The following is a 26,080-nucleotide window of genomic DNA, read 5'->3' on the forward strand; positions in this document are numbered from 1 at the left end:
GCGATCCGCAGGTGAGTCGCGATCAGTAGGTGAGTACGGCCCACACCCCGGCAGCGGCCACGGCCGCCGCGTAGCAGCCCACCGCCGCGGCCACGACCCGCCACCGGGTCTGCTCGCTCCACGCGGTGCGGGACAGCAGCCAGGCCAGGGCCGGCAGGACCAGCACCGCGTGCAGGCTGACCCCGTGCAGCGGTTTGAGCGGGGCCGTCGAGGCGTACGCCGCCTGCTGATGCCCGGTCCGGACGAGCACCACCCCGCGCGCGATCATCGCGGCTCCCGAGGCCAGCGCCACCAGCAGCACCGCGAACCCGGAGCGCACCGCGAGTGCCATGCCCACGGGACCGGCCGGCCGACGCCGGAAGGAGAACACCGCGAAGACGGTGAGCAGCGCCACCAGGACGCCGCCGCCCACCGCGAGCGTCATGGACACCGCCGTGTCGAAGGGCGTCTCCATGTCGAGGTGGGAGGGCACCCGGCGCCACGCCTGCAGGGTGATCCCGCCGACCTCCACCACACAGTCGGCGGCGAACACGAGCAGCAGGACGGTCCGCAGCCGCTCCCCGACCCGCAGGTAGGAGGTGACCCAGGTGACCGCCATCAGCGTCAGCCCGAAGGAGAGCCCGAACGTGACGGGCTTGCGCCAGGAGACCGGCCCGTACCAGGGGCCGCCGTCGACCGCGAACACCACCAGATGCGCCAGACCGGAGAGGACGAGGAGCAGGCCGGTCGCGTGACAGAGCCGCTCGGCCGGATGCGCCCGGGTCAGGACCCCGGTCAGCGGGTTCGCCGGTGGCTTCCGGGGCGGACTCTTCAGGGAGGAGGGCATGCGCCCAGCCTCCCGGCGCCCTTCCGCGCGGTCGTCGTCCGGCCGAAGACACCCGCCGTACGCCTTGAGGAGTAGGGGAGCGGGGGAGAGAAGGACGCGCGGGGGATCAGGAGACCGTGGCGGCCGGCGGGATCCACCGGCGGGTGCGGGGTACGGCGCCGTGGACGCCGTAGTCCTTCTTGAGGTGTTCGGGGATGGCGTAGTGCATGACGCGGCCACGGGTGAGCGAGGACAGTTCGAGGACGGTGGTGAGGTGGCCGAGGCGGTCCAGGGCCCAGGCGCCCAGCGGGGAGCGGTCCTCGATGGTCTCCAGGACGCCGAGGAGATGCGGTACGGCCTTGACGACGGTGTCCCACGGGGTGCGCGGCACCTCCAGCCAGTCGGCGCAGGTGTCGCCGACGAGGTGGCGGATCAGGGCCGAGACGACCGGATCGAAGAAGGTGCCGGGGACGACCTCCTCGTACAGGTCGATGAGCTGCCGGGTCAGGACCGCGCCCTCCTCGGAGGGGCCCATGTGGCGGACCATGTACAGGTCGAGGAAGGCGCGTGCTTCTTCGAGGGTCTTCGGGACGGCCTCCTGGTCGACGCCGAGCATGGCGCCCACCACCCGCCACGCGTAGTAGTACGCCTCCGCGCCCTCCGTGGACAGGTGGATGCCCAGCCGGTGCAGGCTGTCGAGGACCAGCATGGAGAAGAACATCTGCCCGCCGATCATGTCCTCCTGGCAGATCGGCGTGCCGAGCGCCTCGGTGTCCCAGCGGTTCTCGCGCCTGAGGTGGTGCCGGATGGAGGCGTGCAGCAGGCGCACCTTCTGGGCGGCCGGGACGAAGCGGCCACCGGCCTCGAAGGCGTCGGGCCGCATGAGGTAGAAGGTGAACTGACCGGTCTCCGCCATGCGCTTGGACGGGTACCTCAGCCCGTGGGTGGCCGACAGCAGCTTCGCCACGCGCGGGACGACGTAACAGGCGGGCATGGCAGCGAAGGACAGCGCGGTCGAGATGTGCACGTTGTTGTCGATGAAGAACAGCCGGGCCTTCTCCATCTCGCACCAGTCCACCCAGGACGGCGGCACCCGGGTGGCCTCCAGGTACTCCCGCACGACGTCGGGCAGCCCGTCCGGCAGGGGTGCGCCGGCGGTGGAGACGTAGCGCATCAGGGTGTTGAAGGTGCCCACCTCCCCGCGCTCGAAGAGTGCGGCGACCGTGGCGTCGGCGAGTTCGTCACCGGCGTGCCGCAGGGTGTCCAGCGAGGCCTCGGTGTGGATCACGGCAGGGCTCCTTGTCGTCGCGGGTGTCGTCCGGGTCATCCGTGGGGTCAGGACGGGCGGACCGCGGCCGCGTGGGCCAGCGAGGTCAGGGCGCCGGCGGCGGGGGCCGGCACGTTCAGTCCGTGGAGGGCGTCGAGTGCTTCCGCGACCCGTGCGCCGATCATGTGCTCGATCCGGTCGGGTGCCCCGAGCCGGCACATCACCTCGCGGACCGCGTCCAGGCCGTCCGCGTCCAGGTCACGGCTGCCGAGCAGCGCGCCCAGTCGCTCCCGGTCGTCGGCACGGGCGAGGCGCCAGGTCTCCGCGAGCAGGGCGGTGGGCCGGTGACCGCGTACGTCGTCGGCGTTGGCCTTGCCGGTGTGCTCCGGTGTCCCGAACAGGCCGAGCAGATCGTCGCGGAGCTGGAAGGCCTCGCCCAGCGGCAGCCCGTACGCGGAGTACCCCGCGCGCAGCCGCTCGCCGGCCCCGGCCAGGGCGCCGCCGATCAACAGGGGCTGCTCGACGGTGTACTTCGCCGTCTTGTAGCGGATCACCTTCAGCGAGGCCGTGGTGTCCGGCCCGGATCCGGTGCGCAGGATCTCCAGGCACTCGCCCGCGATCAGCTCCCGGGCCAGTACCGACCACAGGGGGCGGGCCCGGGCGAGGTAGGCGGCGGGCAGCCCGCAGGTCGCGAACAGCTGCCCGGCCAGTGACATCAGCAGGTCGCCGACGAGCATCGCCAGCGACCGCGCGGTGTCGTCGGCGCGCGGCCGGTCCCGTACGGCCGCGCGCAGGGCGATGTGCGGGGTGGGGCGCCCGTGCCGCAGCGGGCTGTCGTCGATGAGGTCGTCGTGTACGACAGCGGCGGCGTGGACCAGTTCCATGGAGGCCGCCGCCCGCACCAGCGCGTCGCTGTCCGGCTGGCCAGCCGCACGCCAGCCCCAGTAGCAGAACGCCGCCCGCAGCCGTTTGCCGTCCGCGACCGCCGCCTCCAGCTGCTCGGCCACCGGGTCCAGGAGCGGGTCGACCGCCGCGAACAGGCCGGCCTCCTCGGCGACGAACCGGCGCAGTACCTCGTCCACGCGGTTCTTGAAGGCGCCCGGATCCCACCGGTCAGTCATCGCCGGCTGCCCGCCGGACGAGGGCGTGCCGGGCGAGGATCTCCAGATGGGCCGGGGGCACGGCCGCGTACCGGTCCAGGACCAGGCGTCCCCGCGCGGTGAGGTCGTGCTCGGCCTCCGCCGCCAGCGCGCCGGCGTCCGAGCGGCGCAGCAGCCCCCGTAGCGTCCCGAAGGCGGTGCCCACCGTGCTCACCGCCAGATCGGCCAGCCCCGCCGCCAGCAGCACGGCCTGCTCGTCCAGACCGCGTCGTCCCGTCTCATGTGTCATGCGCTCTCCCACCCACGGCACCCAGGGGCGGCGCCGTCCCGGCCGCCTCTTCGAGCATCGCGGCACGACGGGCGCGGCATGCGGAAACTCACGATCGGGTGAACGCCTCGCCGGGTGGTGCGGATCGCCGCGCCGCGGTCGCGCTTCCGGCTGCCGCCCCCGGCGCGCCGCGCGCTCCCGCTCGCGTGCCGCGTACGCCCGGAGCCCTGGGGGAGCGGCGAGTGAGCGGTGGGTGAGCACCCTGCGGGGAAGTGGCGGGAGTACCGCGTGGTGCGCTTGACACGAAAATCGAACATCCATTCTTATGGAGGCTCCGGCACGGCTCGCGGCGGGGATCCCAGCGGCAGTTCGACACGGTTTGGGCGGAGACGTCCCCGAGTTATCCACAGGTCGAACCGGCGTCGGGGCGCATTGTCAGTGGCAGGCGTTAGCGTCTTTGACGTGAAGCGATCGACTCAAGCAAACCGGGTGGAACCCATGGCAGGAACCGACCGCGAGAAGGCGCTCGACGCCGCGCTCGCACAGATTGAACGGCAATTCGGCAAGGGCGCGGTCATGCGCATGGGCGAGCGGGCCAAGGAGCCCATCGAGGTCATCTCGACCGGCTCGACCGCGCTCGACGTCGCCCTCGGTGTCGGTGGCCTGCCGCGCGGCCGTGTGGTGGAGATCTACGGACCGGAGTCCTCCGGCAAGACCACCCTGACCCTGCACGCCGTGGCCAACGCCCAGAAGGCCGGCGGCCAGGTCGCGTTCGTGGACGCGGAGCACGCCCTCGACCCCGAGTACGCGCAGAAGCTCGGCGTCGACATCGACAACCTGATCCTCTCCCAGCCCGACAACGGCGAGCAGGCTCTGGAGATCGTGGACATGCTGGTCCGCTCCGGTGCCCTCGACCTCATCGTCATCGACTCCGTCGCCGCGCTCGTCCCGCGCGCGGAGATCGAGGGCGAGATGGGTGACAGCCACGTCGGTCTCCAGGCCCGCCTGATGAGCCAGGCGCTGCGGAAGATCACCAGCGCGCTCAACCAGTCCAAGACCACCGCGATCTTCATCAACCAGCTCCGCGAGAAGATCGGCGTGATGTTCGGCTCCCCGGAGACCACGACCGGTGGCCGGGCGCTGAAGTTCTACGCCTCGGTGCGCATCGACATCCGCCGCATCGAGACCCTGAAGGACGGCACTGAGGCGGTCGGCAACCGCACCCGGGTCAAGGTCGTCAAGAACAAGGTCGCGCCGCCCTTCAAGCAGGCCGAGTTCGACATCCTCTACGGCCAGGGCATCAGCCGTGAGGGCGGTCTGATCGACATGGGCGTGGAGCACGGCTTCGTCCGCAAGGCCGGCGCCTGGTACACGTACGAGGGTGACCAGCTCGGCCAGGGCAAGGAGAACGCGCGCAACTTCCTGAAGGACAACCCCGACCTGGCCAACGAGATCGAGAAGAAGATCAAGGAGAAGCTGGGCGTCGGTGTCCGCCCGGAGACGCCCGCCGCCGAGCCGGGCGCGGATGCGGCGGTCACCACCACCGCGGCCACGGACGACGCCGCGAAGACGGTGCCTGCCCCGGCCGCCGCCAAGGTCACCAAGCCCAAGGCCGCCACCGCCAAGAGCTGACGCCGTGACACGACGAACCGACTGGGCCGATCACGAGTACGCGTCCCCCGGTGCCCCACGGGGGAGGGGCACCGGGGGCGACCCGGGCTCCGCCGGGCGCGGTGACGAGGCCTACGGCACGGGCGGAAGCAGCTACGGGGGCGGCGCGTACGGGGGTGACGGCGCGTACGGCGACGGCTTGTACGGCGACGGCACGCACGACGGCCCGGGCGGGCCCCGCGGGCACGGGTCACCCGGCCGTGGCTCGCGGAAGCCCGGGACCCGCCGTCGGCGTGGCTTCGGGGAGCCGTCCGGTGAGGACGGGGGTTCCTCCTCCTTGTCGAGGGCCGAGCAGGGGGAACCTCCAGCGGACCCGGCTGAGCGGGCGCGGGCGATCTGTCTGCGCCTGCTCACCGGGACCCCGCGCACCCGGAAACAGCTCGCCGACGCCCTGCGCAAACGGGAGATCCCGGACGACGTCGTCGAGGAGGTGCTGTCGCGGTTCGAGGAGGTCGGGCTGATCAACGACAGCGCGTTCGCGGACGCCTGGGTGGAGTCCCGGCACCACGGCCGGGGACTGGCCCGGCGCGCACTCGCCCAGGAACTGCGCACCAAGGGCGTCGACTCGGCGCTCATCGACGAGGCCGTCGCCCAACTCGACTCCGAGCAGGAGGAGGAGACGGCCCGCGAACTGGTCGCCCGCAAGCTCCGCTCCACCCGGGGCCTCGACCGCGACAAGCGGATCCGCCGCCTCGCCGGCATGCTCGCCCGCAAGGGCTACTCCGAGGGAATGGCCCTCCGGGTCGTCCGGCGGGCGCTGGAGGAGGAGGGCGAGGACACGGAGTTCCTGGAGGGCGGGGACTTCTGACGGGCCGGCAGCGTCGGAGGGGTGGGGTTAACCCCCGGCCAGGACGCCGGACCACCGTAGTGCCCGGGGACCCCCGCGTGGACGACGGTGTACGCCATGATGCTGCGCTACGCCCTCAAGACCGTCCGCGCCCGCAAGGCCGGTTTCCTGGGCGCCTTCCTCGCCCTGCTCTGTGCGGCCGCCCTGATCTCCGCCTGCGGCACCCTCCTCGACACCGGCCTGCGCGGCACGATCCGCACCGAGCGGTACGCGGCGACCCCTGTCGTGGTCTCCGCCGACCAGTACGTCCGCCAAACCACCGTCAAGCACAAGCACGGCAAGACCAAGGTCAAACACAAGGCGAAACCCATCGCCGAACGGGCCTGGCTGCCGGCCGGGCTGGAGGCCGGGCTCGCCCGTACGCCCGGTGTCGCCCGGGTCGTCCCCGAACTGACCTTCCTCGCCCAGCCGCTGACCCCGGCCGGCACCGGCGGCCCCAGCGCCTACGGGCACGCGTGGGAGTCCGCCGTGCTCACCCCGTACCGGCTGGTCACCGGCACCGCGCCCCGGGCCGCCACCGACCTGGTCGTCGACCGCGACCTCGCCGCACGCGCCCGTCTGCGGCCCGGTGACACCCTCACCGTGCAGTCGACCCGGGCCCCGCGCGCTTACCGGATCACCGGAATCGCCGCCCCTGCCACGGACGTACGCCACCAGACGGCCCTCTTCTTCTCCACCGCCGAGGCCCGCAGGCTGGCCGCGCACCCCGGGCAGGTCACCGCGTTCGGCGTGCTGCCCGCGCACGGCACCGACCCGGAGCGGCTGAAGCAGGCCGTGACGCGGACACTGCGCGGCACCACCGCCCAGGTCTCCACCGGGGACGCCCGTGGCACCGTCGAGTTCCTGGACGCGGCCGCCGCCCGGGTCCGGCTGGTCAGCATGGGCGGCGCCATGGGCGGGACCTCGCTGCTCGTGGCGGTCCTGGTGGTCGTCGGCACCTTCGCGCTCACCGTGCAGCAGCGTCACCGCGAACTCGCCCTGCTGCGCGCCATCGCCGCCACGCCGGGCCAGATCCGCCGGCTGCTCGGCCGCGAGGCCCTGATCATCGGTGCGGTCGCCGGCACGCTCGGCGCACTCCTCGGTCTGCCGCTGGGCGCCTGGCTGCACGCCAGGTTCGTCGCGCTCGGCGCCGTACCCGCCACGCTTCAGCACACCACCGGTGTCGTCCCGCCCTTCGCCGCGCTCGCCGCGACCCTGGCCGGCGCCTGGACGGCCGCCCGTATCGCCTCGCGGCGCATCACCCGCATCCGGCCGACCGAGGCACTGGCCGAGGCCCGCGTCGAGCCCGCCCGGCCCGCCTGGGGCAGGATCGCCGCCGGTCTGCTGCTGCTCGCCGGTGGAGCCGTCCTCGTCGTGCTGCTCACCTCCCTGCGTACCGAACCCGCCTCGACTCCCGTCACCTTCCTCGCCGTCGTGGTCCTCGCCACCTCTGTCGCCCTGCTCGGTCCGCTGCTGGTCAGGGCGGCCGCGCTGCTGCTCGCCGGCCCGCTGCGGCTCACCGGTCACGGTGGCCGGCTCGCCACCGCCAACCTGCGCGGCAACGCCGCCCGGACGGCCTCCGTCGTCACCCCCCTCACCCTGCTCATCGGCATGACCTGCACCGTGCTGTTCGTCCAGGCCACCCTCGACGACGCCGCCCGCGCCCAGGCCCGCGCCGGGGTCACCGCCGACTGGGTCATCGCCGCGCGGGGACCCGGCGTACCGGCCGCCGCGGCACGGCAGTTGCGAGCGGACCACGACACCGTCACCGAAGTGGTCCGCACAACCGTCCGCATCGGACTCGACAAGTACCCGGCCCAGGGCGTCACCCCCGAGGGCCTCGCCCGCACCTGGGACCCCGAGGTCACCGCCGGCTCCCTCGGCCGGCTCACCGACCGCACCGTCGCCGTCAGCGAACTGGCTGCCGATCAGCACCACCTGGAGCCCGGAAGCACCCTGAAACTCACTCTCGGCGACGGCACGCCCGCCACGCTCACCGTCGCCGCCGTCTACGCCCGGGGTCTCGGCTTCGGCGACCTCACCTTCGCCCACGACCTCGTCTCGCACCATGTGGACAACCCGCTCGCCTCCTCCGTCCTCGTCAGCACCGCCCGTACACAAGCACAACTCGCGACTACGCTACGTGAGTTCCCCGGGCTCGAAATTCTTTCGCCGACCGCCGCCGGCTCGCTTCAGGCCGACCGCCGGCAGGACAACGCGGAGGTCAACTTCCTGGCCATGGGGCTGGTGCTTGCCTTCACGGCCATCGCCGTCGTCAACACGCTCGCCATGTCGATCACGGACCGCGTGCGAGAGTTCGCGCTGCTCAGGCTGGCCGGAGCCACCCGCCGTCAGGTGCTGCGGATGCTGCGCACCGAGGTGCTGTCCGTGCTGACGCTCGCCACTGCGCTCGGCAGCGGCATCGCGCTCGCCGTACTGACCGCCTTCAGCGTCGGCATGACGGGCCGCGCCGCGCCGACGGTCACGCCGTTGCTGTACGTGACGGTCGTCGCGACCGCCGCACTGCTCGCGCTGGTGGCGGCGGCCCTTCCAGGGCGGGTGGCGCTGCGGGTGCCGGCGGTGGCGGTGGCGACGGCGAAGGACTAGACGGTGGCGACGGCGAAGGACCAGAGGCTGCGGCGCGCGCACTCTTGGCATGCGTGCCCGGGCGGGTTCGTTCTGTTCGGGGTGGCGGTAGCTTCGGCCGGTCCCGCCACCCGCCGGGATCTCCGTTTGTCGGCAAGGCGCTGCCGGCCAGCGCGAAGGTGGTCGCCGACCAGCCGGGCATGTTCGACGCGGCCAAGGCGAAGACCGTCGCCGTGAGCATGATCAAGGCCCATCCCGGCCTGGACTACGCGTTCGTCGCCAACGAGGAGATGGCCTTCGGCGTGCGCACGGCGTTCGACGAGGCCGGGGCCACGGGAGTGAAGATCGTCACGGTCAACGGCACGGACGAGGGGCGGGCGGCCCTCAAGGGCGGACGGTTCGCCGCACGGTCTCCCACTCGGACGCCGACATGGGCCAGGTGGCGGTGGAGAACACGATCGCTCTGCTGCGCGACGAGAAGGTGGACAAGATCGCCAAGGCGAGGATCCGGTTGGTCACCGAGGACGACGCGGACCTCGCCCCGGTGTACTGCCCCACGGACGACTAGGCCGGTCCGGCGGCTCGGGCCGAAGGGGCGACCGGCAGGCCCGCCGTCCTCCATGCCTGGAAGCCGCCGATCAGGTCCGTTGCCCGGTGCAGGCCCAACTGGTGCAGGGAGGCGGCGGCCAGGCTGGAGGCGTAGCCCTCGTTGCAGATCACGACGACCTGGAGGTCGTGGCCGGTGGCCTCCGGGGTCTTGTGGCTGCCCTGGGGGTCCAGACGCCACTCCAGTTCGTTGCGCTCTATGACGAGCGCACCCGGTATCACCCCGTCCCGCTCGCGCAGCGCCGCGTACCGGATGTCGACGAGCAGGGCCTCGCCGGTGCGCGCCGCGTCGTACGCGTCCTGCGCCCCGATGCGCCGGTAGCCCGCGCGCACCCGTTCCAGCAGCTCGTCGATGCCCACCGGACGTTCCTCCACCGGTTCGGTGCCGCTCACTGCCAGTCCTCCGGGCGCTCGACCTGCTCCAGGCGCAGCACCTGTCCGGCGCGGCTGTAGCGGCGGATCCGCGGCAGCGGCGGGTAGTAGGCGTGGACGGAGACCGCGTGGTGCTCGGTGGACTCGTTGAGCACCTCGTGGACGTGATCCCGGCCGAAGGAGCGGCCCTTCCCGGCCGGCAGCCGGCGCTCGCGGTCGACGCCCTCGGAGAGTTCCAGGGTCTTCCAGCCGTCGGTGGGCAGCCGGGTGGCCAGCGAGTACTCCTTCAGCTCACCCGTGGCGGTGAGGAAGGCGCCGACCGACTCGGCGTGGTCGTGCCAGCCGGTGCCGGAGCCGGGCGGCCAGCCGATCAGCCAGGCCTCGCTGCCTGCGGGGCCGTCGAGCCGTACCCAGGTGCGGCCCTCGGGGTCGAGCGGGAGCGAGGCGATCAGCTCGGCGTCGGCGGCCGTACGCCGGACGAAGTCGAGGAGGTCCGCCTGGGTGGGCGCGGCGGCCGGCGCGGCGGCGGACGGGGAAACGGAGGACGACGAGAGAGAGGCAGACACGTGCACCGATCCTGATGAGGGTTCGCAGAAGCAGGCGCAGACGGCGCCCGGAGAGAGAAGAGGAATGCGAAGTCAGCAGGACGGAAGACACACGCAGCCCGCATAGCGGACCAGGTCCACATGGACCTTCCGCCACAGGCGCACAGTGGTGTCGTTCACGATGCGGAGTACACCATGCCGGTGCGGACCGGTCAACTCACCGTCAGCATGTGGACCGCCCGGTCACCGCGCGGGGGAACCGGCCTCCGCCCCGGCCTTCTGCTCGGCCCGCTCGCTCTTCTCCTGGTCCTTGCCGCCCAGCGTCGCCTCGGCCGCCGCGTACAGGTCGGCGGGGCGGACCCCGTTGAGGGCGGTGACCAGATGGCCGTCGGGGCGCACGAGCAGCACGGAGTGCGCCGGGGCGCCCGGGTAGGCCTCGGCGACCAGCAGCTCGGCGGGGTGCGGCAGCGCGGTCACGGCCGCCGCGAGCCGGGGCATGATCCCGGCAGAGACCCAGTGCTTGCGGTCCCATACGCCGGTACCGGGCGCGATCAGGACGACGAGCAGCGCGCCGCGGCCGAGCCGGGAGCGCAGCTGCACGAAGGTGCCGTCCTCCGCGGTGACCCGGACGTCGGTGACCGGTGTCCCCGGCGGGGTGTCGACCGGGATCTCGTGCTCCAGGTGCCGGGGGGCGAGGGGCGAGTCGGCGTACGCCCCCGGCGCACCGAGCGGGCCGTGCCCCAAATGACCTTCCGTGAGGAGCGCGTCGTGCCCCCGGGACGCGCCGGGGACGAACCCGCGCAGCCCGCCACCGCCGCGCAGCACCGGCAGCACCTGGTCGGCCGCGCGCAGCCGGGCCGCGATCACCGCGCGCCGCTCGGTCTGGTAGCTGTCGAGCAGCGCCTCGTGCGGGCCGTGGTGCCAGGCCGGGGCCAGCTTCCAGGCGAGGTTGTCCACGTCCCGCAGCCCCTCGTCGAGGCCGTGCGTCCCGAGCACGCCGAGCAGGTGCGCGGCGTCCCCGGCGACGAACACCCGGCCCACCCGCCACCGGCGGGCGAGGCGGTGGTGCACGGTGTGGACGCCGGTGTCGAGCAGGTCGTACGGCGGTGTGGTGCCGCCCGTCCAGCCCGCGAGGGTCTCGCGGATCCGGGTCACGAGCAGCTCGGGCGTGACCAGGTCCTTGCCGGGCGGCAACAGCCAGTCCAGGCGCCACACGTCGTCCGGGAGGGGGCGGGCGGTCACCTCCCCGGCCGAGGGCCCGGACGTCCGCCACGGCGGTGTCCGATGGAGCAACGCCTGACCGGGCCACGGAAGTTCCGTGCGCAGCGCGGCGACCGCGTGCCGCTCCACCGCCGTACGGCCCGGGAAGCGGATGTCCAGGAGCTTGCGCACGGTCGAGCGGGGACCGTCGCAGCCCACCAGGTAACTGCCGCGCCACCAGGTGCCCTTGGGGCCCCGGGTATGCGCGGTGACTCCGGAGCGCTCCTGCTCGACGGCGTCCAGACGGCTGTCGGTGGCGACCTTGACCAGCGGTTCGTCGGCGATCGCGGCGCGCAGGGCGTTGGTCAGCACGTGCTGCGCGAGGTGCAGCGGGGACGGCTCGCCGGCGTCGTCGAAGACGACCTCGCGCAGCACCTGCCGGCGCCGCATCGACCGCCAGCCGGTCCAGCGGGCGCCCAGGTCCTCCAGCGGGGTGCCGGACAGGCGCGTCACCAGGGCGGCGGTGTCCTCGCGGAGCACCACCGTGCGTGCCGGGCGCGGCTCGTCCTTGCCCGGGCCCTCGTCCAGGACGACGGACGGCACCTCCTGGCGGGCCAGCGCGAGGGCGAGCGTGAGCCCTACGGGTCCCGCGCCGACGATGATCACCGGGTCCACGGCGCGGCGCCCCCTGCCCGTACGCACGTCCCGACGGACCCGGGGCCTGCCTTCCGGATCATCTCGCAGACGCGGGGCTCGGCACGTCTCACCGGCGCTGTCCGGCACCGTTGCTTCCCTGCGAGCAGACCCGGAAGCCAGGTCCTGGATGAACAAGTGGTTGGAGCAGGGTGCACGATCACAGAACGTATGCAACAGACTGGGCGCCACCCGGTCAAGCGGCGCACCCGGGGACACGTCAGCATGGCGGGCGCGCGGATGCCGTGGCGCACCGGAAAACGGCGGAGGCAGCGCCCGTACGGCCGCTGCCTCCGTGTGTGTCGTTCGGGTTGACCGGGAGTCAGGCGTTGGCTCCGCCCGCCCCGGTCGCGAAGGTGCCGCTGATCTCCACCGCGTTCAGGTCGTCGACGTCCTCGGCGCCCAGCACCGCGCCGGTGCCCCGCTTGCTGCGCCGCAGCCGCTTCTCCAGCCAGGAGGCGAACGTGGTGAGCGCGAGGTTCAGCACGATGAAGATGACCGCGACGACGACGAAGCTGGGGATCACGTTGGCGTAGTTGGCGGCCAGCGTGCCGCGGGCCGTGAGCAGTTCCGTGAACTGCAGCATCACACCACCCAGCGCGGTGTCCTTCACGACCACCACGAGCTGGCTGACGATGGCCGGCAGCATCACGGTGACCGCCTGCGGCAGCAGGATGCTCGCCATCGTCTGCCCCTTGCGCAGCCCGATGGCGTACGCCGCCTCCGTCTGCCCCTTGGGGAGCGCGAGGACGCCGGCCCGTACGACCTCGGCGAGCACCGAGGCGTTGTAGAGCACCAGGCCGGTGACGACCGCGTACAGCGGCCGTTCGTCGCTGCCGACGTCGGTGGAGCGGACGTAGAACTCCTGGGCGAACAGCATCAGCAGCAGCACCGGGATCGATCGGAAGAACTCCACGATCCAGCCCGCCGGGATCCGCACCCAGGCATGGTCGGACATCCGGGCCATGCCGAAGACCGCGCCCAGCGGAAGGGCGATCACCATGGCGAGCGCGGCCGCCTTGAGGGTGTTGCCGAGGCCCGGCAGCAGGTACGTGGTCCACGCGTCGGAGGTGGTGAACGGCTGCCACAGGTCCCACTTCAGCTGGCCCTTGTCGTCCATCTTCTGCCAGACCCACCAGACCGCGAGGGCGAGGAGCAGGAGGAAGACGACGGAGAGGACCACGTTGCGCCGCTTGGCGCGGGGCCCGGGGGCGTCGTACAGGACGGAGCTCATCGCTTCACCGCCAGGCGCTTGGCCAGCCAGCCGAGGAACAGGCCGGTCGGGAGGGTCAGGACCACGAAGCCGAAGGCGAAGACCGCGCCGACGGCCAGCGTCTGGGCCTCGTTCTCGATCATCGTCTTCATCAGGGCCGCGGCCTCGGCGACGCTGATCGCGGCCGCCACGGTGGTGTTCTTGGTCAGCGCGATCAGGACGTTGGCCAGCGGGCCGATCACCGCGCGGAAGGCCTGCGGCAGCACGATCAGCCGCAGGGTCTGCGAGAAGTTCAGCCCGATCGCGCGGGCCGCCTCGGCCTGTCCGACCGGCACGGTGTTGATGCCGGAGCGGATCGCCTCGCAGACGAAGGCCGCGGTGTAGGCGGTCAGGCCGAGCACCGCGAGGCGGAAGCCCTGGACCTTGAAGTCGGTGGCGCCCAGCGTCACGCCGAAGATGTCGGCGAGGCCGAGCGAGGTGAAGATGATGATGACCGTCAGGGGGATGTTCCGGACGATGTTGACGTAGGCGGTGCCGAACCCGCGCATCAGCGGGACCGGGCTGACCCGCATCGCGGCCAGCAGGGTGCCCCAGGCCAGGGAGCCGACGGCGGAGAAGACGGTCAGTTTCACCGTCGTCCAGAACGCCCCTAGGACGTCGTAGCCTTGAAGAAAGTCGAACACGATCTCCCGCGCTTCCGGGTGTGTGGCGTACGTGGGGGCATGGCGCGCCGCCGCCGGGAAGCGGTGGCGGCGGCGCGCGCGAGGAACCGTGCGATGGCCTGCCGGATCCCTGCGTCGGCGGATCCCCGCGACCCGCGCGGGGTGCGGTTCCGCCTTGCGCGAGGCCTTACTTGACGATCACGCCGATCTTCGGGGCGGGCTCGTTCTTGTAGTCGGCCGGGCCGAAGTTCTTGGTGACGGCCTTGTCCCAGGACCCGTCGCTGACCATCTTCTCCAGCGCCTTGTTGATCTTGTCGACGGTCGCGGAGTCGCCCTTCTTGACGCCGATGCCGTAGTTCTCGTTGCTCAGCTTCAGGCCGGCGAGCTTGAACTGGCCCTTGTACTTGTCCTGCGCCGCGAAGCCCGCGAGGATCGAGTCGTCCGTGGTCACCGCGTCGACGGAGCCGCTCTGCAGGCCGGCGATGCACTCCGAGTAGGTGCCGACCTCCTTGAGGTTGGCCTTCGGGGCGATCGTCTTCTGGATGTTCTGCGCCGAGGTCGAACCCGTCACGGAACACAGCTTCTTGCCGTTGAGGTCCGCGCCCTTGGCGATGGTCGAGTCCTGCTTCACCAGCAGGTCCTGGTGGGCCAGCAGGTACGGGCCGGCGAAGTCGACCTTCGCCTTGCGCTCGTCGGTGATCGAGTAGGTGGCGGCGATGAACTTCACGTCGCCGCGCGCGAGGGCGTTCTCCCGGTCGGCGCTCTTGGTCTGCACGAACTCGATCTGGTTCGGCTTGTAACCGAGCTGGCCGGCGACATAGGTGGCCACGTCCACGTCGAAGCCCGAGAAGGAACCGTCGGGCTCCTGGAGGCCGAGGCCGGGCTGGTCGTACTTGATGCCGACCTTGATCTTGCCGCCGCCCGAGGAACCGTTGTCGTCCTTGTCGCCGCTGCCGCACGCCGTGGCGGACAGGGCGAGCGCGAGCACGGCGGCAGAGGCTGCGGTGACCTTGCGGAGCTGCATGATGAACATCCCTCGTTGTGGTGAAGACGGCTTTGAAGACGACTTCGAAGACGGTTTTGAACACGCCGGGGAGACGTCTGGGGAGACGTCTGCGAAAAGGAAGCGGGGCCTGCCGCGCCTCAGTGGTGCAGGATCTTCGACAGGAAGTCCTTGGCCCGGTCGCTGCTCGGGTTGCTGAAGAACTGGTCCGGGGTGGCCTGTTCGACGATCCGGCCGTCGGCCATGAAGACCACCCGGTTCGCGGCCGAGCGCGCGAAGCCCATCTCGTGGGTGACGACGATCATCGTCATGCCGTCCCTGGCCAGCTGCTGCATGACCTCCAGGACCTCGTTGATCATCTCGGGGTCGAGCGCCGAGGTCGGCTCGTCGAAGAGCATGACCTTCGGGTCCATCGCCAGCGCCCGCGCGATGGCGACGCGCTGCTGCTGGCCGCCGGAGAGCTGTGCGGGGTACTTGTCGGCCTGGGTGCCCACGCCGACCCGGTCGAGCAGGGTGCGGGCCTTCTCCTCGGCCTGCTTCCGGTCCGTCTTGCGGACCTTGAGCTGCCCGAGCATCACGTTCTCCAGCACCGTCTTGTGCGCGAAGAGATTGAAGGACTGGAAGACCATGCCGACGTCGGCGCGCAGCCGGGCCAGCTCCTTGCCCTCCTGGGGAAGCGGCCTGCCGTCGATGGTGATCGTTCCGGAGTCGACGGTCTCGAGGCGGTTGACGGTGCGGCACAGAGTGGACTTCCCGGACCCGGAGGGCCCGATCACCACGACGACCTCACCGCGGGCGATCGTCAGGTCGATGTCCTGGAGCACGTGCAACGCGCCGAAGTGCTTGTTGACGCTCTTCAGGACGACCAGTTCGCCGGTCGCGGCCGCGTCTTCCTTGGCCACCGATACTTCGGTCATCGCTTTCGGGCTCCGTCCTCATCGGTTTCGCAGGAATGTAGTGAGAGCGGATGACCAGCGTCATTACATCTGAGGGAGATCTGAGCATCACGATCCGATAGCAATCGGGCACGCGTCGTAGCGCCGGCGGCTGCCCGGGTATCGGCCGCGTAACGGAACCCGCCCGCCACCGGAACCCACTTGACGCCGTCGGCGTCCATCAGCGTGACTGCTCCTCGTGCACGCGCGCGTGCACGTTTTCAACAACGCGCGGGTTTTCCGCAGACAAGCCGGCGACGAACCACGACCGTACGACCGCTGAACCGGAGGGGGCCGGGATGAGACTGCTGCTCGTCGAGGACGACAACCACGTCGCCGCCGCGCTCTCCGCGGTCCTGGCCCGGCACGGGTTCTCCGTCACCCACGCCCGCAGCGGCGAGGAGGCCCTGCGCGCCCTCGTTCCCGAGAGCGACGGCTTCGACGTCGTCCTCCTCGACCTCGGCCTGCCCGACCAGGACGGCTACGAGGTCTGCGGCAAGATCCGCAAGCGCACCAGTACCCCGGTCATCATGGTGACGGCCCGCTCGGACGTCCGCTCCCGCATCCACGGCCTCAACCTCGGCGCCGACGACTACGTGGTGAAGCCGTACGACACCGGGGAGCTGCTCGCCCGGATCCACGCCGTCAGCCGGCGCACCCACCACGAGGACGGCCACGCAGGCGCCGACGGCGACAGCGCGCTGCGGCTCGGCGCCGTCCGCATCGAACTGCCCACCCGCCAGGTCAGCGTGGACGGCAAGGTCGTCCAGCTCACCCGCAAGGAGTTCGACCTGCTGGCGCTGCTCGCCCAGCGGCCCGGTGTGGTCTTCCGCCGGGAGCAGATCATCAGCGAGGTCTGGCGCACCAGCTGGGAGGGGACCGGCCGCACCCTGGAGGTGCATGTCGCCTCCCTGCGCGCCAAGCTGCGCATGCCCGCGCTCATCGAGACCGTACGCGGCGTGGGCTACCGGCTCGTCGCCCCGGCCGCGTAGCGGGGACGGGTGCGCACGCGTCTCCTTCCGCTGCTCATCGTCCTGATGGCGGCCGTGCTGCTCGCCCTCGGCGTTCCGCTCGCCGTCAGCACGGCCTCCGCGCAGCAGCAGAAGGTCGTCGTCGACCGTATCGACGACACCGCGCGGTTCGCGGCCCTGGCCCAGTTCGTGACCGACACGCCCACCTCCGCGCGCCCCATGCGCACGGACGACCGCCTGGAGACCCTGCGCCGCGAACTCGCCAGCTACTACGGCGTCTACGGCATCCGCGCGGGCGTCTTCTACCGGAACGCCTCCTCCATGGCCAACGCGCCCGACGACTGGGTGCTGCCGACGACCGGTGAGGTCCGGGAGGCCTTCGACGAGGCCCTGCTCAGCCGCCGCAGCCACGATCCCGCGCAGGTGTGGCCCTGGCAGCGCAGCCGGCTGGTGGTGGCCTCGCCGGTGATCCGGGACGGTGACGTCGTCGCCGTGGTGGTCACCGACTCGCCCACCGGTCCGATGCGTTCGCGCACCGTGCGCGCCTGGCTGGTCATCGGTGTCGGCGAGTGCGCGGCGATGCTGCTCGCCGTCGGCGCGGCGCTTCGGCTGACCGGCTGGGTGCTGCGGCCGGTACGGGTGCTCGACGCCACCACGCACGCGATCGCCAGCGGCCGGCTCAAGTCCCGGGTCGCGGCGGCCGGCGGTCCGCCGGAACTCAGGCGGCTGGCCCGGGCGTTCAACGAGATGGCGGACAACGTCGAGGACGTGCTGGAGCAGCAGCGGGCCTTCGTCGCCGACGCCTCCCACCAGCTGCGCAACCCCCTCTCCGCGCTGCTGCTGCGCATCGAACTGCTCGCCCTCGAACTTCCCGAGGGCAACGAGGAGATCGCCTCGGTCCGCACCGAGGGCAAGCGCCTCACGCAGGTCCTGGACGACCTGCTCGACCTGGCGCTGGCCGAGCACGCCGAGGCGGACCTGATGCTGACCGACCTCGGGCGGCTGGCCGAGGAGCGGATCGCCGCGTGGGCACCGGCCGCCGCGGCGAAAGGGGTCCGGCTGACCGGGGACTGCGCGCCGACCACCGGGTGGGCCGACCCGATCACGCTGTCCAGCGCGCTGGACGCGGTGATCGACAACGCGGTGAAGTTCACGCCGGAGGGGGGGTTGGTGGAGGTGACCGTGGCCGCCCACGGTGCCGTGTCCACGGTGGTGGTGACCGACTCGGGGCCGGGGCTGACGGACGAGGAGCTCGCGCGCGTGGGGGACCGGTTCTGGCGGAGCGGCCGGCATCAGAACGTGAAGGGGTCGGGGCTGGGATTGTCGATCACGCGTGCGTTGCTGGCGGCGGGTGGGGGTTCGCTGTCGTACGAGCACCATGAGCCGCGGGGGTTGCGGGTGACGGTTTCGGTGCCGCGGAGTCGGTGACGGCTGGGTGGGAGACGGATGGGTGGGTGCGGTGGTGGATCGGGTGCCGGCCGGTGGGGGCCGGTCGCGCAGTTCCCCGCCCCTTTGGGGCGCTTCGGGCCGGGGCGCCGCAAGCTGAGCTCAGGGCTTCACCGAGCGGTAGTACCGTCTCGCCCCCTCCTGCAGGGGCAGCGGGTCCGTGTAGATCGCCGTGCGCAGGTCGACCAGTTGGGCCGAGTGGACGTGGTTGCCGATGTCGTCGCGGCTCTTGATGACCGTACGGGTCACCCATTCGGTGAGGCGCGGGTCGACGTCCTTGCGGGTCATCAGGACGTTGGACACCGCGATCGTGGGCACCGCCGTGCCCTGCTGCACGGACGGGTACGCCGACTCCGGCATGTTGGTCGCCCGGTAGTAGAGCGAGGCCTCGCCCTCGGTGTGCAGCCTGGTGACGAGGTTTCCGCCGATCGGGACGAACGTGAAGCTGAACTTCTTCGCCAGGTCCAGCAGCCCCTTGGTGGGCAGACCGCCCGACCAGAAGAACGCGTCGATCTTGCCGCGCCGCAACTGGTCCGGGCCGGTGTCTATGCCGTCGGACACCGGTGTGATGTCTTTCGCCGGGTCCACCCCGGCGGCCCTGAGCACCCGGGTGGCGATCAGCCGCACCCCGGAGTTGGGCAGCCCGATCGCCACCCGCTTGTGCCGCAGCTGCGTGACGCTGGTGATGCCCGAGTCGCCGGGTACGACGAGCTGGACGTAGTCGTCGTAGAGCCGCGCCACCCCGCGCAGCTGTCCGGCGCCCTTGGCGTCGTTCAGTTCGTACGTCTCCACCGCGTCGGCCGCCGCGATGGTGAAGTCGGCCTGGCCGGTCGCCACCCGTCGCACGTTCTCGTACGACCCGTTGCTCTGCACCAGCTTCACCTTCAGCCCCGGCATGTCCTTGCCCAGCTCGGTGCGCAGCCGTGTGCCGTACTCCTGGTAGACGCCGCGCAGCGTTCCGGTGCTGAAGACGATCGTCCCGGTCGGCGGCTTCTCGCCCAGCGGCAGCAGCCACCACAGCAGCAGGCCGAACGCGACGACGCCGGCGGTCGCGCACTGGAGGGCGCGGCGTCTGCCGATACGGGGGAGCAGCTTGGACATGCGCGCGATCCTGCCAGCCGGTCACCGTCCTGACCAGGGCCGGGGGTACGGCGGCGGACCGGGACTGTCAGTGGCGGCCGCTACAGTCGTTCGCATGACCAGTTCCGTCCCCGGTGCCTCGACCGGTACCTCGCCCGCCCGCCTCGTCCGGGAGTTCCACCATGCCTTCGGCCTGGACGCCCGCACCACGCCGACCGAGGTGTCCCCCGAACTGGCCGCGCACCGGGGGGAACTGCTCGCCGAGGAGGCCGCGGAGGTCGCCGAGGTCGCGGTCGGCGGGCCCCTCGACCGGCTCGCGCACGAGCTGGCGGACGTGGTCTACGTGGCGTACGGCACCGCGCTGGTGCACGGGATCGACCTCGACGCGGTGCTCGCCGAGATCCACCGGTCCAACATGAGCAAGCTCGGGCCCGACGGGCAGGTGGCCCGCCGGGCCGACGGCAAGGTGCTCAAGGGCGAGCACTACCGGGCACCGGACGTCTCGGCGGTGCTGCGCCGCCAGGGCTGGATACCGGGCGGCGCGGCCTGACCCGGGATCAGAGGGTGCCGCCCGCCAGCTTCCACTCGCGGTGCAGGGCGCCCAGCGGGATGCCCCGCTCCAGCACCGGTGTGCCGAAGACCGACAACTGGAGGCGCAGGGTGCCGGAGAGGTCGACACCGCCGTACAGGCTCCAGGAGCCCTGGACGTCCGCGCCCGGGGTCGCGGAGGTGGCGGTGACCGTGCCGGTGGCCTCGCCGCGCAGGTACGGCGCCAGGTCGGCGGTGACGCCCACGCTGCCGTAGAGGCCGACGGAGGCCTCGGCGCCCAGCGTGGTCCTGACGCTTCCCGCGGCGGTCACCGAGGTGCGCACCGGCGTGCTCGTCATGGTCGAGCTGCTGACCGGCGTCCAGCCCTGGGCCGTGCCGAAGGTGCCGCCCGCCTTGAAGCCGCCCTTCAGGTTCTGCTCCACGTCAACCGTGATCTTCCCGTCGCCGCTCACCTGGAGGTAGCAGGTCAGGTCGAGGTTGACGACGACGGGGACCGCGCCGACCTGGAGGACCGGGTCGGCGTGCAGTTTGGCGAACGGGATGCGCAGCGGGGTGGCCGTGGCCCCGGCCCGCCCCTTGACCGTCCAGCCGGAGTCCCAGTCGCCGGAGACGCCGAGGTAGGCGGAGCCGGGTGCGGTGCCGGTGCCCGCACCGCCGTAGGCGAAGTCGACCTGCGGGGCGACCTGGACGAAGCCGGAGACCGAGGCCGCGGCGGACGCCGGCGCACCCTCGGCGGCCGGCACCTCGGTGCTGACGTCCAGGCGGAGGCTGCCGAGCGGCACGGTGGCACCCTCGGGGCCGACGTGCACGTCACCGGACCTGGACCAGGAGACCTTGACGTCGGGCAGCAGCTTGTCGACGTCGAAGGCGGCCGGGTCGACGGGCACGGTGCCCTTCGCGGTGTCGTCGCCGAGCAGGGCGTCGAGGGTGGCGGGCTCGGTCTGCACCTCGGTGCCCGCGTCGGTCTCGCCGAGAACCTTGGTCACCTTGGCCAGCAGTCCGTCCGGGGCGCCGGGCGCGGGGGCGCTGGCGATGACGTCACCGACGGCGGCCTGCTGGGCGGAGGCCGATGCCGACGGCGCCGCCGAGGGGCTGGAGGAGACGGCCGGGGAAGCCGCGTTCCCCTTGCCCGCCGAACCGCCCGCGGAACCGCCCGCGGAACCGCCCGCGGAACCGCCCGCGGAACCGCCCGCGGAACCGCCCGCGGAACCGCCCGCGGAACCGCCCGCGGAACCGCCCACGGAACCGCCGGCCGAGCGGCCCGGCGAATTGCCCTTTGTGGCCGCGGATATGACGGCCCGTCGGGTCCTGCTGTCGTACGAGCTGACGGTGAGCGTGGTGCGGTGCGCCGGCCGGCCCGCACTCGCCGAGCCCGCGGCCGTGGTCGCGGCAGCGGCCGGAGCGGCGGCCACGGCGAGCGTCCGGCCGTCCGCGCGGGCGGCGGCGGTGGAGTCGTCGGAGACCCGGGCGACCTCCCGGGCGTGGCCGTCGGCGGCGGCCTGGTGCCGCGGCGAGGCGCAGCCGGCGGCGAGGAGGAGGGTGGTCACGGCGAAGGCGGGCATGAGGGCATGCCCGAGCCTTGTGCGTCTGCGCAAGGTCAGTCCTGAGGGTGGGGGGTGACGAAGAGGTACCGATCATGGTTACCGCTGAGTAGAACCGGCCGGTAACTCGGTGTGGCCCCGAGCATGCCACGGCCGGGGCACAGGCTCCCCACAATCCGGCCACATCCCGACGTGACCTGAACCACGGCGACTTCAGGCCGCCGTGGCCGTTTCCCCGAGGGCGGAGTCAGTCCTGCTGCCGAGCCGCGGCCCGGCGCTGCCGCTTGCCGAGGGGCGCCTGGGAGAGGTCCTCCGCGCTGGACCTGAGGTTCTTGTAGCCGTAGCCGCGCTCGGTGAGCCACGCCCTGGCCGCCTCCTCGGCGCGCTCGGTGGCCACCAGGATGTCCTCCTCTTCCTCCCCGGTGTCCTGGAAGCGGAAGGTGAAGGCCGGGCGGGCGGTGATGTCGTAACTGAGGTGGCCCTCGGGCGTGAAGGCCGCGCGCAGCACGTCGTGCTCGGCGGCCCGGGAGAGCAGTTCGGCGCGCTGCTCGGAGGTGAGGCCGTCGAAGACACCGCGGACGGTGACGCGGAAGGTGCGGGTGGTCATGGCGCGACCCTAGGCAGGACGGGGCGCACCGCTCCACCGCATTTCCGGCGCCGCGCCGCACATCCCCGGCCGCCGGACGTCTACCCGCCGACCTGGCCGAGCCGCAGGTTCCAGCGCCCGGGCCCGCCCGTGATCTCGGTCGCCGACAGCGGCGGGACGTCCACGCGCCAGAACGCGGCCTCGGGCGCCCCCAGCGCGTGCAGCACCATGGCGCGCACCACCTCCGGCTCCACCACGGCGATCGTCCTGCCGATGGTCAGGCCCGTCCGGTCCAGCCAGCCGGCGACCCGCGCGCACAACTCCCGTACCGATTCACCCCCGTGGGGCGCGGCCTCCGGGTCGGTCAGCCACTGGAGCAGCGCGTCGGGTTCGACGGTGCCGACCTCCTCCAGCGTCCGCCCCCGCCAGCGGCCCGCGTCCAGGCCCGACAGCTCGGGCTCCGCCGAGGCGTCGAGACCCAGCGCGGCCGCCGTCTCCCGGCAGCGCACGCTGGGGGAGCTGACCTCCTCGCCCGCGGCCGGCAGGGACAGCGACACCGCCTCGGGCTTCTCGATCGAGTCGCCGTCGTCGAAGCGGGCCCGCCGCAGCGAGGGGGTGAAAGCCGGGGCTATGAGGATGACTCGGCAGGTCACGAGGGCAGTTCCTCCTTGGTCGTCCTTCGGGTGCCGGCGACGGCGGGTGCCGGACGAGCACGACAGTACGCCGTCCGGCACCCTGCGCCCCGGCACCGGTTGCACCTCCGCGCGCACCGCCCGCCGGCACGGCCTGGACACCCGGGCGATCCTGGTCGAGGTGGGCCGCCGCAAGCTGGTCGCCGGGCAGGAGGACATGATCACCGACATCGCCCTGGACCTCGCCGGAGCCGCTGACGCCTGATTGTCGGTGCCGGCTGACAGAGTGCTCGGCGTGGACACTCAACGCCGAGAACGGGCCGCACGCTTCGTGGAGTTGCACCGAGAGGGCTGCTTCCTGCTCCCCAACGCCTGGGACGCGGGAAGCGCCCGCGTCCTGGAGTCGGCCGGTTTCCCGGCCGTGGCCACCACCAGCGCGGGCATCGCCTTCTCCCTGGGCCGCGCGGACCACGACTACGGCGGTGGCCGGGTCGACCGCGCGACGATGGTGGGCCGGATCCGGGAGATCGCAGCCGAGGTGCGCATCCCGGTCAGCGCCGACCTGGAGGACGGGTTCGGCGAGGCGCCCGGGACCGTGGCCGAGACGATCGCGACGACGCTCGCGGCCGGTGCCGCGGGCGGCAACATCGAGGACTTCACGGGCGACCGCTCCCGGCCGCTGTACGAGCCGGGGCTCGCGGCCGACCGGATCCGCGCCGCGCGCGAGGTGATCGACGCGGCGGGCGAGCCGTTCGTCCTGGTCGGCCGGACCGACGTGCTGCTGACCGGCGGCCCGCTCGACGAGGCGGTCCGGAGGGCCGACGCGTATCTCGCGGCGGGCGCCGACTGCGCGTTCGTGCCGGGCGCGGCCGACGCCGCGACGATCGCCACGCTGGTGCGGGAGATCGACGGCCCGCTGAACGTGGTGATGGGCCTGACCGGCAGTGCCCTGTCCCTGGCGGACCTCCGCGAACTCGGCGTGCGCCGGGTCACCGTGGGCGGCAGCATCGCCCGGGCGATGTACGCGCAACTGCTCGCCGCGGCACGAGAGCTGGCGGAGCGGGGGACCTTCTCCTACGCCGAGAACCAGATCTCGCAGACGGACCTGAACGAGCTCTTCCACAGATGACGAACCCGGCGGCGGGAGGGATCCGGCCCGCCCGTCCGTGTCGGCCGTCCCGTCAGTGGTGGGCAGGCCGGCGGTGTGCGGCCGCCTCCGGCAACCCCGGTAACGGCGCAGTTGGCAGCGCGCCACCAGTTGCTCGGAGACGAGGGTGGGAGACCGGGCGGGTGGAGAGCCTCGGTTCGGCGCCGTGGGCCATGCGGCGCAGCTGACGTCGACACCCTGGTCCGGGACGCCTTTCCCGGCGGGGCCCGGGACGGCCTCGCGACCGCGGTGTGGGCGCTGGTCCACGGCCTGGCGTTCCCGCACCTCGACGGCAAGCTCGACGCGTCCAGCCCGGAGACGGTCGCCGAGCAGGTCGGCACGGCCGTCCGGGCGGTGGTCGGCTCCGGGCGGCCGCGCTGAGCGCTCCGCGAGAGGTGCCGCGATGTGCCTCTGCCATCTGCCATCTGCCGTCTGCCGTCTGCCGTTTTCGTCTGTGGCGCCGTCGTGGCTGGTCGCGCCCACGCGGCGGAGCCGCATATGGATACAGCCCCGCGCCCCTTCGGGGCGCTGCCGAACCGCAGCGCACTTCGCCGGACCCGCTTGGGCGACTGCCCGTTCCGGCGGCGGGCCCTGGGCGGTCGCCTGGTCGGTCGGCGAGGAGTCAGCCGGCGTCCGCCTGTTCCCGCTGCCGTCGGTATGCGGCGACGAGGAAGACCCAGATCTCGCTGACCGTGGGGAACGGTGCGACGGCGTGCCGGAGGCGTTTCAGGGGGACCTCGCCGGCGACCGCGATGGTGGCCGCGTGCAGCAGCTCGCTGACCCCGGACCCGACCATGGTCACCCCGAGCAGCACGTCCCGGTCGACGTCGACGACCAGCCGGGCGTGGCCGGTGTAGCCGTCGGCGTAGAGGTTGGCGCCCTGGGCGGCGTTCAGGTCGAGGTCGACCGTCTCGACGCGGTGCCCGGCGGCGGCCGCCTGCTCGGCGGACAGGCCCACCGCGCCCGCCTCCGGATCGGTGAAGAAGACCTGGGGGACGGCGTGCCGGTCGGCGGTCGTGGCGTGGTCGCCCCAGTCCCCGTCGTCCAGCGGCCGCCCGGCGGCCCGGGCGCCGATGGCGTCACCGGCCGTCCGCGCCTGGTACTTGCCCTGGTGGGTGAGGAGCGCGCGGTGGTTGACGTCACCGAGGCCGTACAGCCATGCCCCCTCGACGCCGTCGACCAGGCAGGTCGTGTCCACGTCCAGCCAGGAACCGGGAGTCAGACCCACGGTCTCCAATCCGATGTCGTCGGTGTTGGGGGTGCGCCCGGTGGCGAACAGGACCTCGTCGGCCTCCAGTGCGCTGCCGCCGTCGAGTGTGAGCGTCACCGGCCCCGCCGGGTCCGGGCGGCGCAGCGCGGTCACCTGGACGCCGATCCGCACGTCCGCGCCGGCCTCGGCCAGCCCCTGGGCGACCAGTTCCCCGGCGAAGGCCTCCATGCGAGGGAGCAGCCGCCGCCGGACGAGCAGCGTGACCTGCGACCCGAGTCCCTGCCACAGCGTCGCCAACTCCACGCCGACCCCGCCGCCGCCGACCACGGCGAGCCGGCCGGGCACGGTGCTGGAGTCGGTGCCGTGCCGGTTCGTCCAGGGCCGGGCCTCCTGGATCCCCGGGATGTCGGGCAGCGCGGGCCGGCTGCCGGTGGCGAGGGCCACCGCGTGCCGGGCGACGAGGGTCTGCCGGGCGCCGTCGTCCCGGCCGACGGTGACCCGGCGCGGCCCGTCGAGCCGGCCCTGGCCGCGGAAGAGGTCGGCGCCGATGGACTTGACCCACAGCGCCTGCCCGCTGTCGTCCCAGTCGGTGACGTAACGGTTGCGGCGGGCGAAGACGGCGGCGTCGTCGAGCCGTCCGGTGACGGCCTGCCGGGCGCCGTCCACGCGGCGGGCGTCGGCGACCGCGAGGACCGGCCGCAGCAGCGCCTTGCTGGGGACGCAGGCCCAGTAGGAGCACTCTCCGCCGACGAGTTCGCGCTCCACGACGGCCACGGAGAGTCCGGCGGCCCGGGCCCGGTCGGCGACGTTCTGCCCGACCGGTCCCGCACCCAGGACGATCACGTCGTACGTGCTGCTTTCCCCGGTTGTGTTCGGTGCCGCGTGCGGTTCTGTGTTCGCTTCGCTCATTGCTGCCTCACATGACGATCGGTGCCGGCCCGAACGGCTTCGGGCCGCCGGGGACCCGGGCCTTGCATGTCGTGCAACCGCGGGACGTGTGCGGTCGGTCGCGGTACGGCCATGCGCCCGGCGAAGAGCTGCCCTAAGCGCCGCCTCTGGCCGCCTCCCCGCCGTGACCGGCGGATACGAGGCGGTGCCGGGTGGGCGGTGCTCCGGACCGGACTCCGGGCGGGGCGCTTATGGGGGGCATCGGATCCGCCGATGAG

At 72.5% G+C, this 26,080-nt stretch carries 25 protein-coding genes and 2 pseudogenes; 10 read left to right on the forward strand and 17 right to left on the reverse strand.

Going from position 1 to position 26,080, the window contains the following annotated elements; genetic code table 11:
* Positions 1-22: 22 nt before the first annotated feature.
* From ACFY0P_RS19515 to ACFY0P_RS19530, 4 genes are all read right to left on the reverse strand, one after another.
* On the reverse strand, positions 23-826 hold the full coding sequence (locus tag ACFY0P_RS19515) for a hypothetical protein (protein ID WP_388914223.1): 804 nt from the start codon (positions 824-826) through the stop codon (positions 23-25).
* Positions 827-932: 106 nt separating this feature from the next.
* Positions 933-2,093 (reverse strand): oxygenase MpaB family protein, encoded by a 1,161-nt coding sequence (locus tag ACFY0P_RS19520; protein ID WP_388914225.1) that lies wholly within the window; start codon positions 2,091-2,093, stop codon positions 933-935.
* Positions 2,094-2,140: 47 nt separating this feature from the next.
* Entirely contained in the window at positions 2,141-3,193 is a 1,053-nt protein-coding gene (locus ACFY0P_RS19525; protein ID WP_388914227.1) for a polyprenyl synthetase family protein, read from the reverse strand.
* Positions 3,186-3,461 carry a polyprenyl synthetase gene (locus ACFY0P_RS19530; RefSeq protein ID WP_388914229.1) on the reverse strand — a complete coding sequence of 92 codons (276 nt, stop codon included), beginning with the start codon at positions 3,459-3,461 and terminating at the stop codon, positions 3,186-3,188. The genes ACFY0P_RS19525 and ACFY0P_RS19530 overlap by 8 nt, the downstream gene beginning before the upstream one ends.
* A gap of 477 nt (positions 3,462-3,938) precedes the next feature.
* Between ACFY0P_RS19530 and recA the strand changes: the two genes are divergently transcribed.
* From recA to ACFY0P_RS19550, 4 genes are all read left to right on the forward strand, one after another.
* Positions 3,939-5,072, forward strand: coding sequence for a recombinase RecA (recA, locus tag ACFY0P_RS19535; protein WP_352364803.1), 1,134 nt, complete (start codon positions 3,939-3,941; stop codon positions 5,070-5,072).
* A 4-nt stretch (positions 5,073-5,076) separates the two neighbouring features.
* The gene (recX, locus tag ACFY0P_RS19540; protein WP_388914231.1) at positions 5,077-5,919 is read left to right on the forward strand and encodes a recombination regulator RecX; all 843 of its coding nucleotides are present in this window, start codon (positions 5,077-5,079) and stop codon (positions 5,917-5,919) included.
* 96 nt (positions 5,920-6,015) lie between these two features.
* The gene (locus ACFY0P_RS19545; RefSeq protein WP_388914234.1) at positions 6,016-8,544 is read left to right on the forward strand and encodes an ABC transporter permease; all 2,529 of its coding nucleotides are present in this window, start codon (positions 6,016-6,018) and stop codon (positions 8,542-8,544) included.
* Between the two features lie 409 nt (positions 8,545-8,953).
* Positions 8,954-9,091, forward strand: coding sequence for a hypothetical protein (locus ACFY0P_RS19550; protein WP_388914237.1), 138 nt, complete (start codon positions 8,954-8,956; stop codon positions 9,089-9,091).
* On the opposite strand, the gene ACFY0P_RS19555 is transcribed toward ACFY0P_RS19550, so the two are convergent.
* The 8 genes from ACFY0P_RS19555 to ACFY0P_RS19590 form a co-directional block, all read right to left on the reverse strand.
* Positions 9,088-9,522: a rhodanese-like domain-containing protein gene (locus ACFY0P_RS19555; RefSeq protein WP_388914240.1), complete on the reverse strand. Its 435-nt coding sequence runs from the start codon at positions 9,520-9,522 to the stop codon at positions 9,088-9,090. The genes ACFY0P_RS19550 and ACFY0P_RS19555 overlap by 4 nt on opposite strands.
* Positions 9,519-10,067 (reverse strand): cysteine dioxygenase, encoded by a 549-nt coding sequence (locus ACFY0P_RS19560; protein ID WP_388914243.1) that lies wholly within the window; start codon positions 10,065-10,067, stop codon positions 9,519-9,521. Before ACFY0P_RS19560 ends, ACFY0P_RS19555 begins: the two co-directional genes overlap by 4 nt.
* A 72-nt stretch (positions 10,068-10,139) precedes the next feature.
* Positions 10,140-10,226, reverse strand: a complete 87-nt coding sequence (locus ACFY0P_RS19565; protein ID WP_350779852.1) for a putative leader peptide — start codon at positions 10,224-10,226, stop codon at positions 10,140-10,142.
* A gap of 63 nt (positions 10,227-10,289) precedes the next feature.
* Complete coding sequence (locus ACFY0P_RS19570) at positions 10,290-11,921, reverse strand: FAD-dependent monooxygenase (RefSeq protein ID WP_388915353.1); 1,632 nt, start codon at positions 11,919-11,921, stop codon at positions 10,290-10,292.
* A 340-nt stretch (positions 11,922-12,261) separates the two neighbouring features.
* Positions 12,262-13,173, reverse strand: coding sequence for an amino acid ABC transporter permease (locus ACFY0P_RS19575; protein ID WP_388914246.1), 912 nt, complete (start codon positions 13,171-13,173; stop codon positions 12,262-12,264).
* Positions 13,170-13,835 carry an amino acid ABC transporter permease gene (locus ACFY0P_RS19580; RefSeq protein WP_388914249.1) on the reverse strand — a complete coding sequence of 222 codons (666 nt, stop codon included), beginning with the start codon at positions 13,833-13,835 and terminating at the stop codon, positions 13,170-13,172. Before ACFY0P_RS19580 ends, ACFY0P_RS19575 begins: the two co-directional genes overlap by 4 nt.
* A gap of 166 nt (positions 13,836-14,001) precedes the next feature.
* Positions 14,002-14,838 carry a glutamate ABC transporter substrate-binding protein gene (locus tag ACFY0P_RS19585; protein ID WP_388914252.1) on the reverse strand — a complete coding sequence of 279 codons (837 nt, stop codon included), beginning with the start codon at positions 14,836-14,838 and terminating at the stop codon, positions 14,002-14,004.
* Positions 14,839-14,957: 119 nt separating this feature from the next.
* Positions 14,958-15,734 (reverse strand): amino acid ABC transporter ATP-binding protein, encoded by a 777-nt coding sequence (locus ACFY0P_RS19590; protein WP_388914255.1) that lies wholly within the window; start codon positions 15,732-15,734, stop codon positions 14,958-14,960.
* Between the two features lie 317 nt (positions 15,735-16,051).
* On the opposite strand from ACFY0P_RS19590, the gene ACFY0P_RS19595 reads away from it, so the two are divergent.
* Positions 16,052-16,744 (forward strand): response regulator transcription factor, encoded by a 693-nt coding sequence (locus ACFY0P_RS19595; protein WP_388914258.1) that lies wholly within the window; start codon positions 16,052-16,054, stop codon positions 16,742-16,744.
* Positions 16,745-16,753: 9 nt separating this feature from the next.
* Positions 16,754-18,151 (forward strand): ATP-binding protein, encoded by a 1,398-nt coding sequence (locus ACFY0P_RS19600; RefSeq protein WP_388914261.1) that lies wholly within the window; start codon positions 16,754-16,756, stop codon positions 18,149-18,151.
* 120 nt (positions 18,152-18,271) lie between these two features.
* On the opposite strand, the gene ACFY0P_RS19605 is transcribed toward ACFY0P_RS19600, so the two are convergent.
* Positions 18,272-19,270 (reverse strand): TAXI family TRAP transporter solute-binding subunit, encoded by a 999-nt coding sequence (locus ACFY0P_RS19605; protein ID WP_388914264.1) that lies wholly within the window; start codon positions 19,268-19,270, stop codon positions 18,272-18,274.
* A 94-nt stretch (positions 19,271-19,364) separates the two neighbouring features.
* On the opposite strand from ACFY0P_RS19605, the gene ACFY0P_RS19610 reads away from it, so the two are divergent.
* Positions 19,365-19,799: a MazG nucleotide pyrophosphohydrolase domain-containing protein gene (locus ACFY0P_RS19610; protein ID WP_388914267.1), complete on the forward strand. Its 435-nt coding sequence runs from the start codon at positions 19,365-19,367 to the stop codon at positions 19,797-19,799.
* 7 nt (positions 19,800-19,806) lie between these two features.
* Here the strand turns inward: ACFY0P_RS19610 and ACFY0P_RS19615 are convergent, their stop codons facing one another.
* The 3 genes from ACFY0P_RS19615 to ACFY0P_RS19625 all read right to left on the reverse strand — a co-directional run bounded on the left by ACFY0P_RS19615 (position 19,807) and on the right by ACFY0P_RS19625 (position 22,578).
* The gene (locus ACFY0P_RS19615; RefSeq protein ID WP_388915356.1) at positions 19,807-21,360 is read right to left on the reverse strand and encodes a hypothetical protein; all 1,554 of its coding nucleotides are present in this window, start codon (positions 21,358-21,360) and stop codon (positions 19,807-19,809) included.
* Between the two features lie 226 nt (positions 21,361-21,586).
* The gene (locus ACFY0P_RS19620) at positions 21,587-21,946 is read right to left on the reverse strand and encodes a DUF6204 family protein (protein WP_388914270.1); all 360 of its coding nucleotides are present in this window, start codon (positions 21,944-21,946) and stop codon (positions 21,587-21,589) included.
* An 80-nt stretch (positions 21,947-22,026) separates the two neighbouring features.
* On the reverse strand, positions 22,027-22,578 hold the full coding sequence (locus ACFY0P_RS19625) for a histidine phosphatase family protein (protein ID WP_388914272.1): 552 nt from the start codon (positions 22,576-22,578) through the stop codon (positions 22,027-22,029).
* A 118-nt stretch (positions 22,579-22,696) separates the two neighbouring features.
* Between ACFY0P_RS19625 and ACFY0P_RS19630 the strand changes: the two are divergent.
* From ACFY0P_RS19630 to ACFY0P_RS19640, 3 genes and pseudogenes are all read left to right on the forward strand, one after another.
* Positions 22,697-22,822: pseudogene (locus ACFY0P_RS19630) on the forward strand (4-hydroxy-2-oxovalerate aldolase); the annotation flags it as partial.
* Positions 22,823-22,852: 30 nt separating this feature from the next.
* Positions 22,853-23,686, forward strand: coding sequence for an isocitrate lyase/phosphoenolpyruvate mutase family protein (locus ACFY0P_RS19635; RefSeq protein ID WP_388914275.1), 834 nt, complete (start codon positions 22,853-22,855; stop codon positions 23,684-23,686).
* 207 nt (positions 23,687-23,893) lie between these two features.
* Positions 23,894-24,085 (forward strand): annotated as a pseudogene (locus tag ACFY0P_RS19640) (TetR family transcriptional regulator); the annotation flags it as partial.
* Between the two features lie 241 nt (positions 24,086-24,326).
* Here ACFY0P_RS19640 and ACFY0P_RS19645 read toward each other — a convergent pair.
* Entirely contained in the window at positions 24,327-25,823 is a 1,497-nt protein-coding gene (locus tag ACFY0P_RS19645) for a dihydrolipoyl dehydrogenase family protein (RefSeq protein WP_388914278.1), read from the reverse strand.
* Positions 25,824-26,080: the final 257 nt, after the last annotated feature.

The sequence above is a fragment of the Streptomyces sp. NPDC001714 genome (assembly GCF_042892755.1).
Taxonomy (GTDB): Bacteria; Actinomycetota; Actinomycetes; order Streptomycetales; family Streptomycetaceae; genus Streptomyces.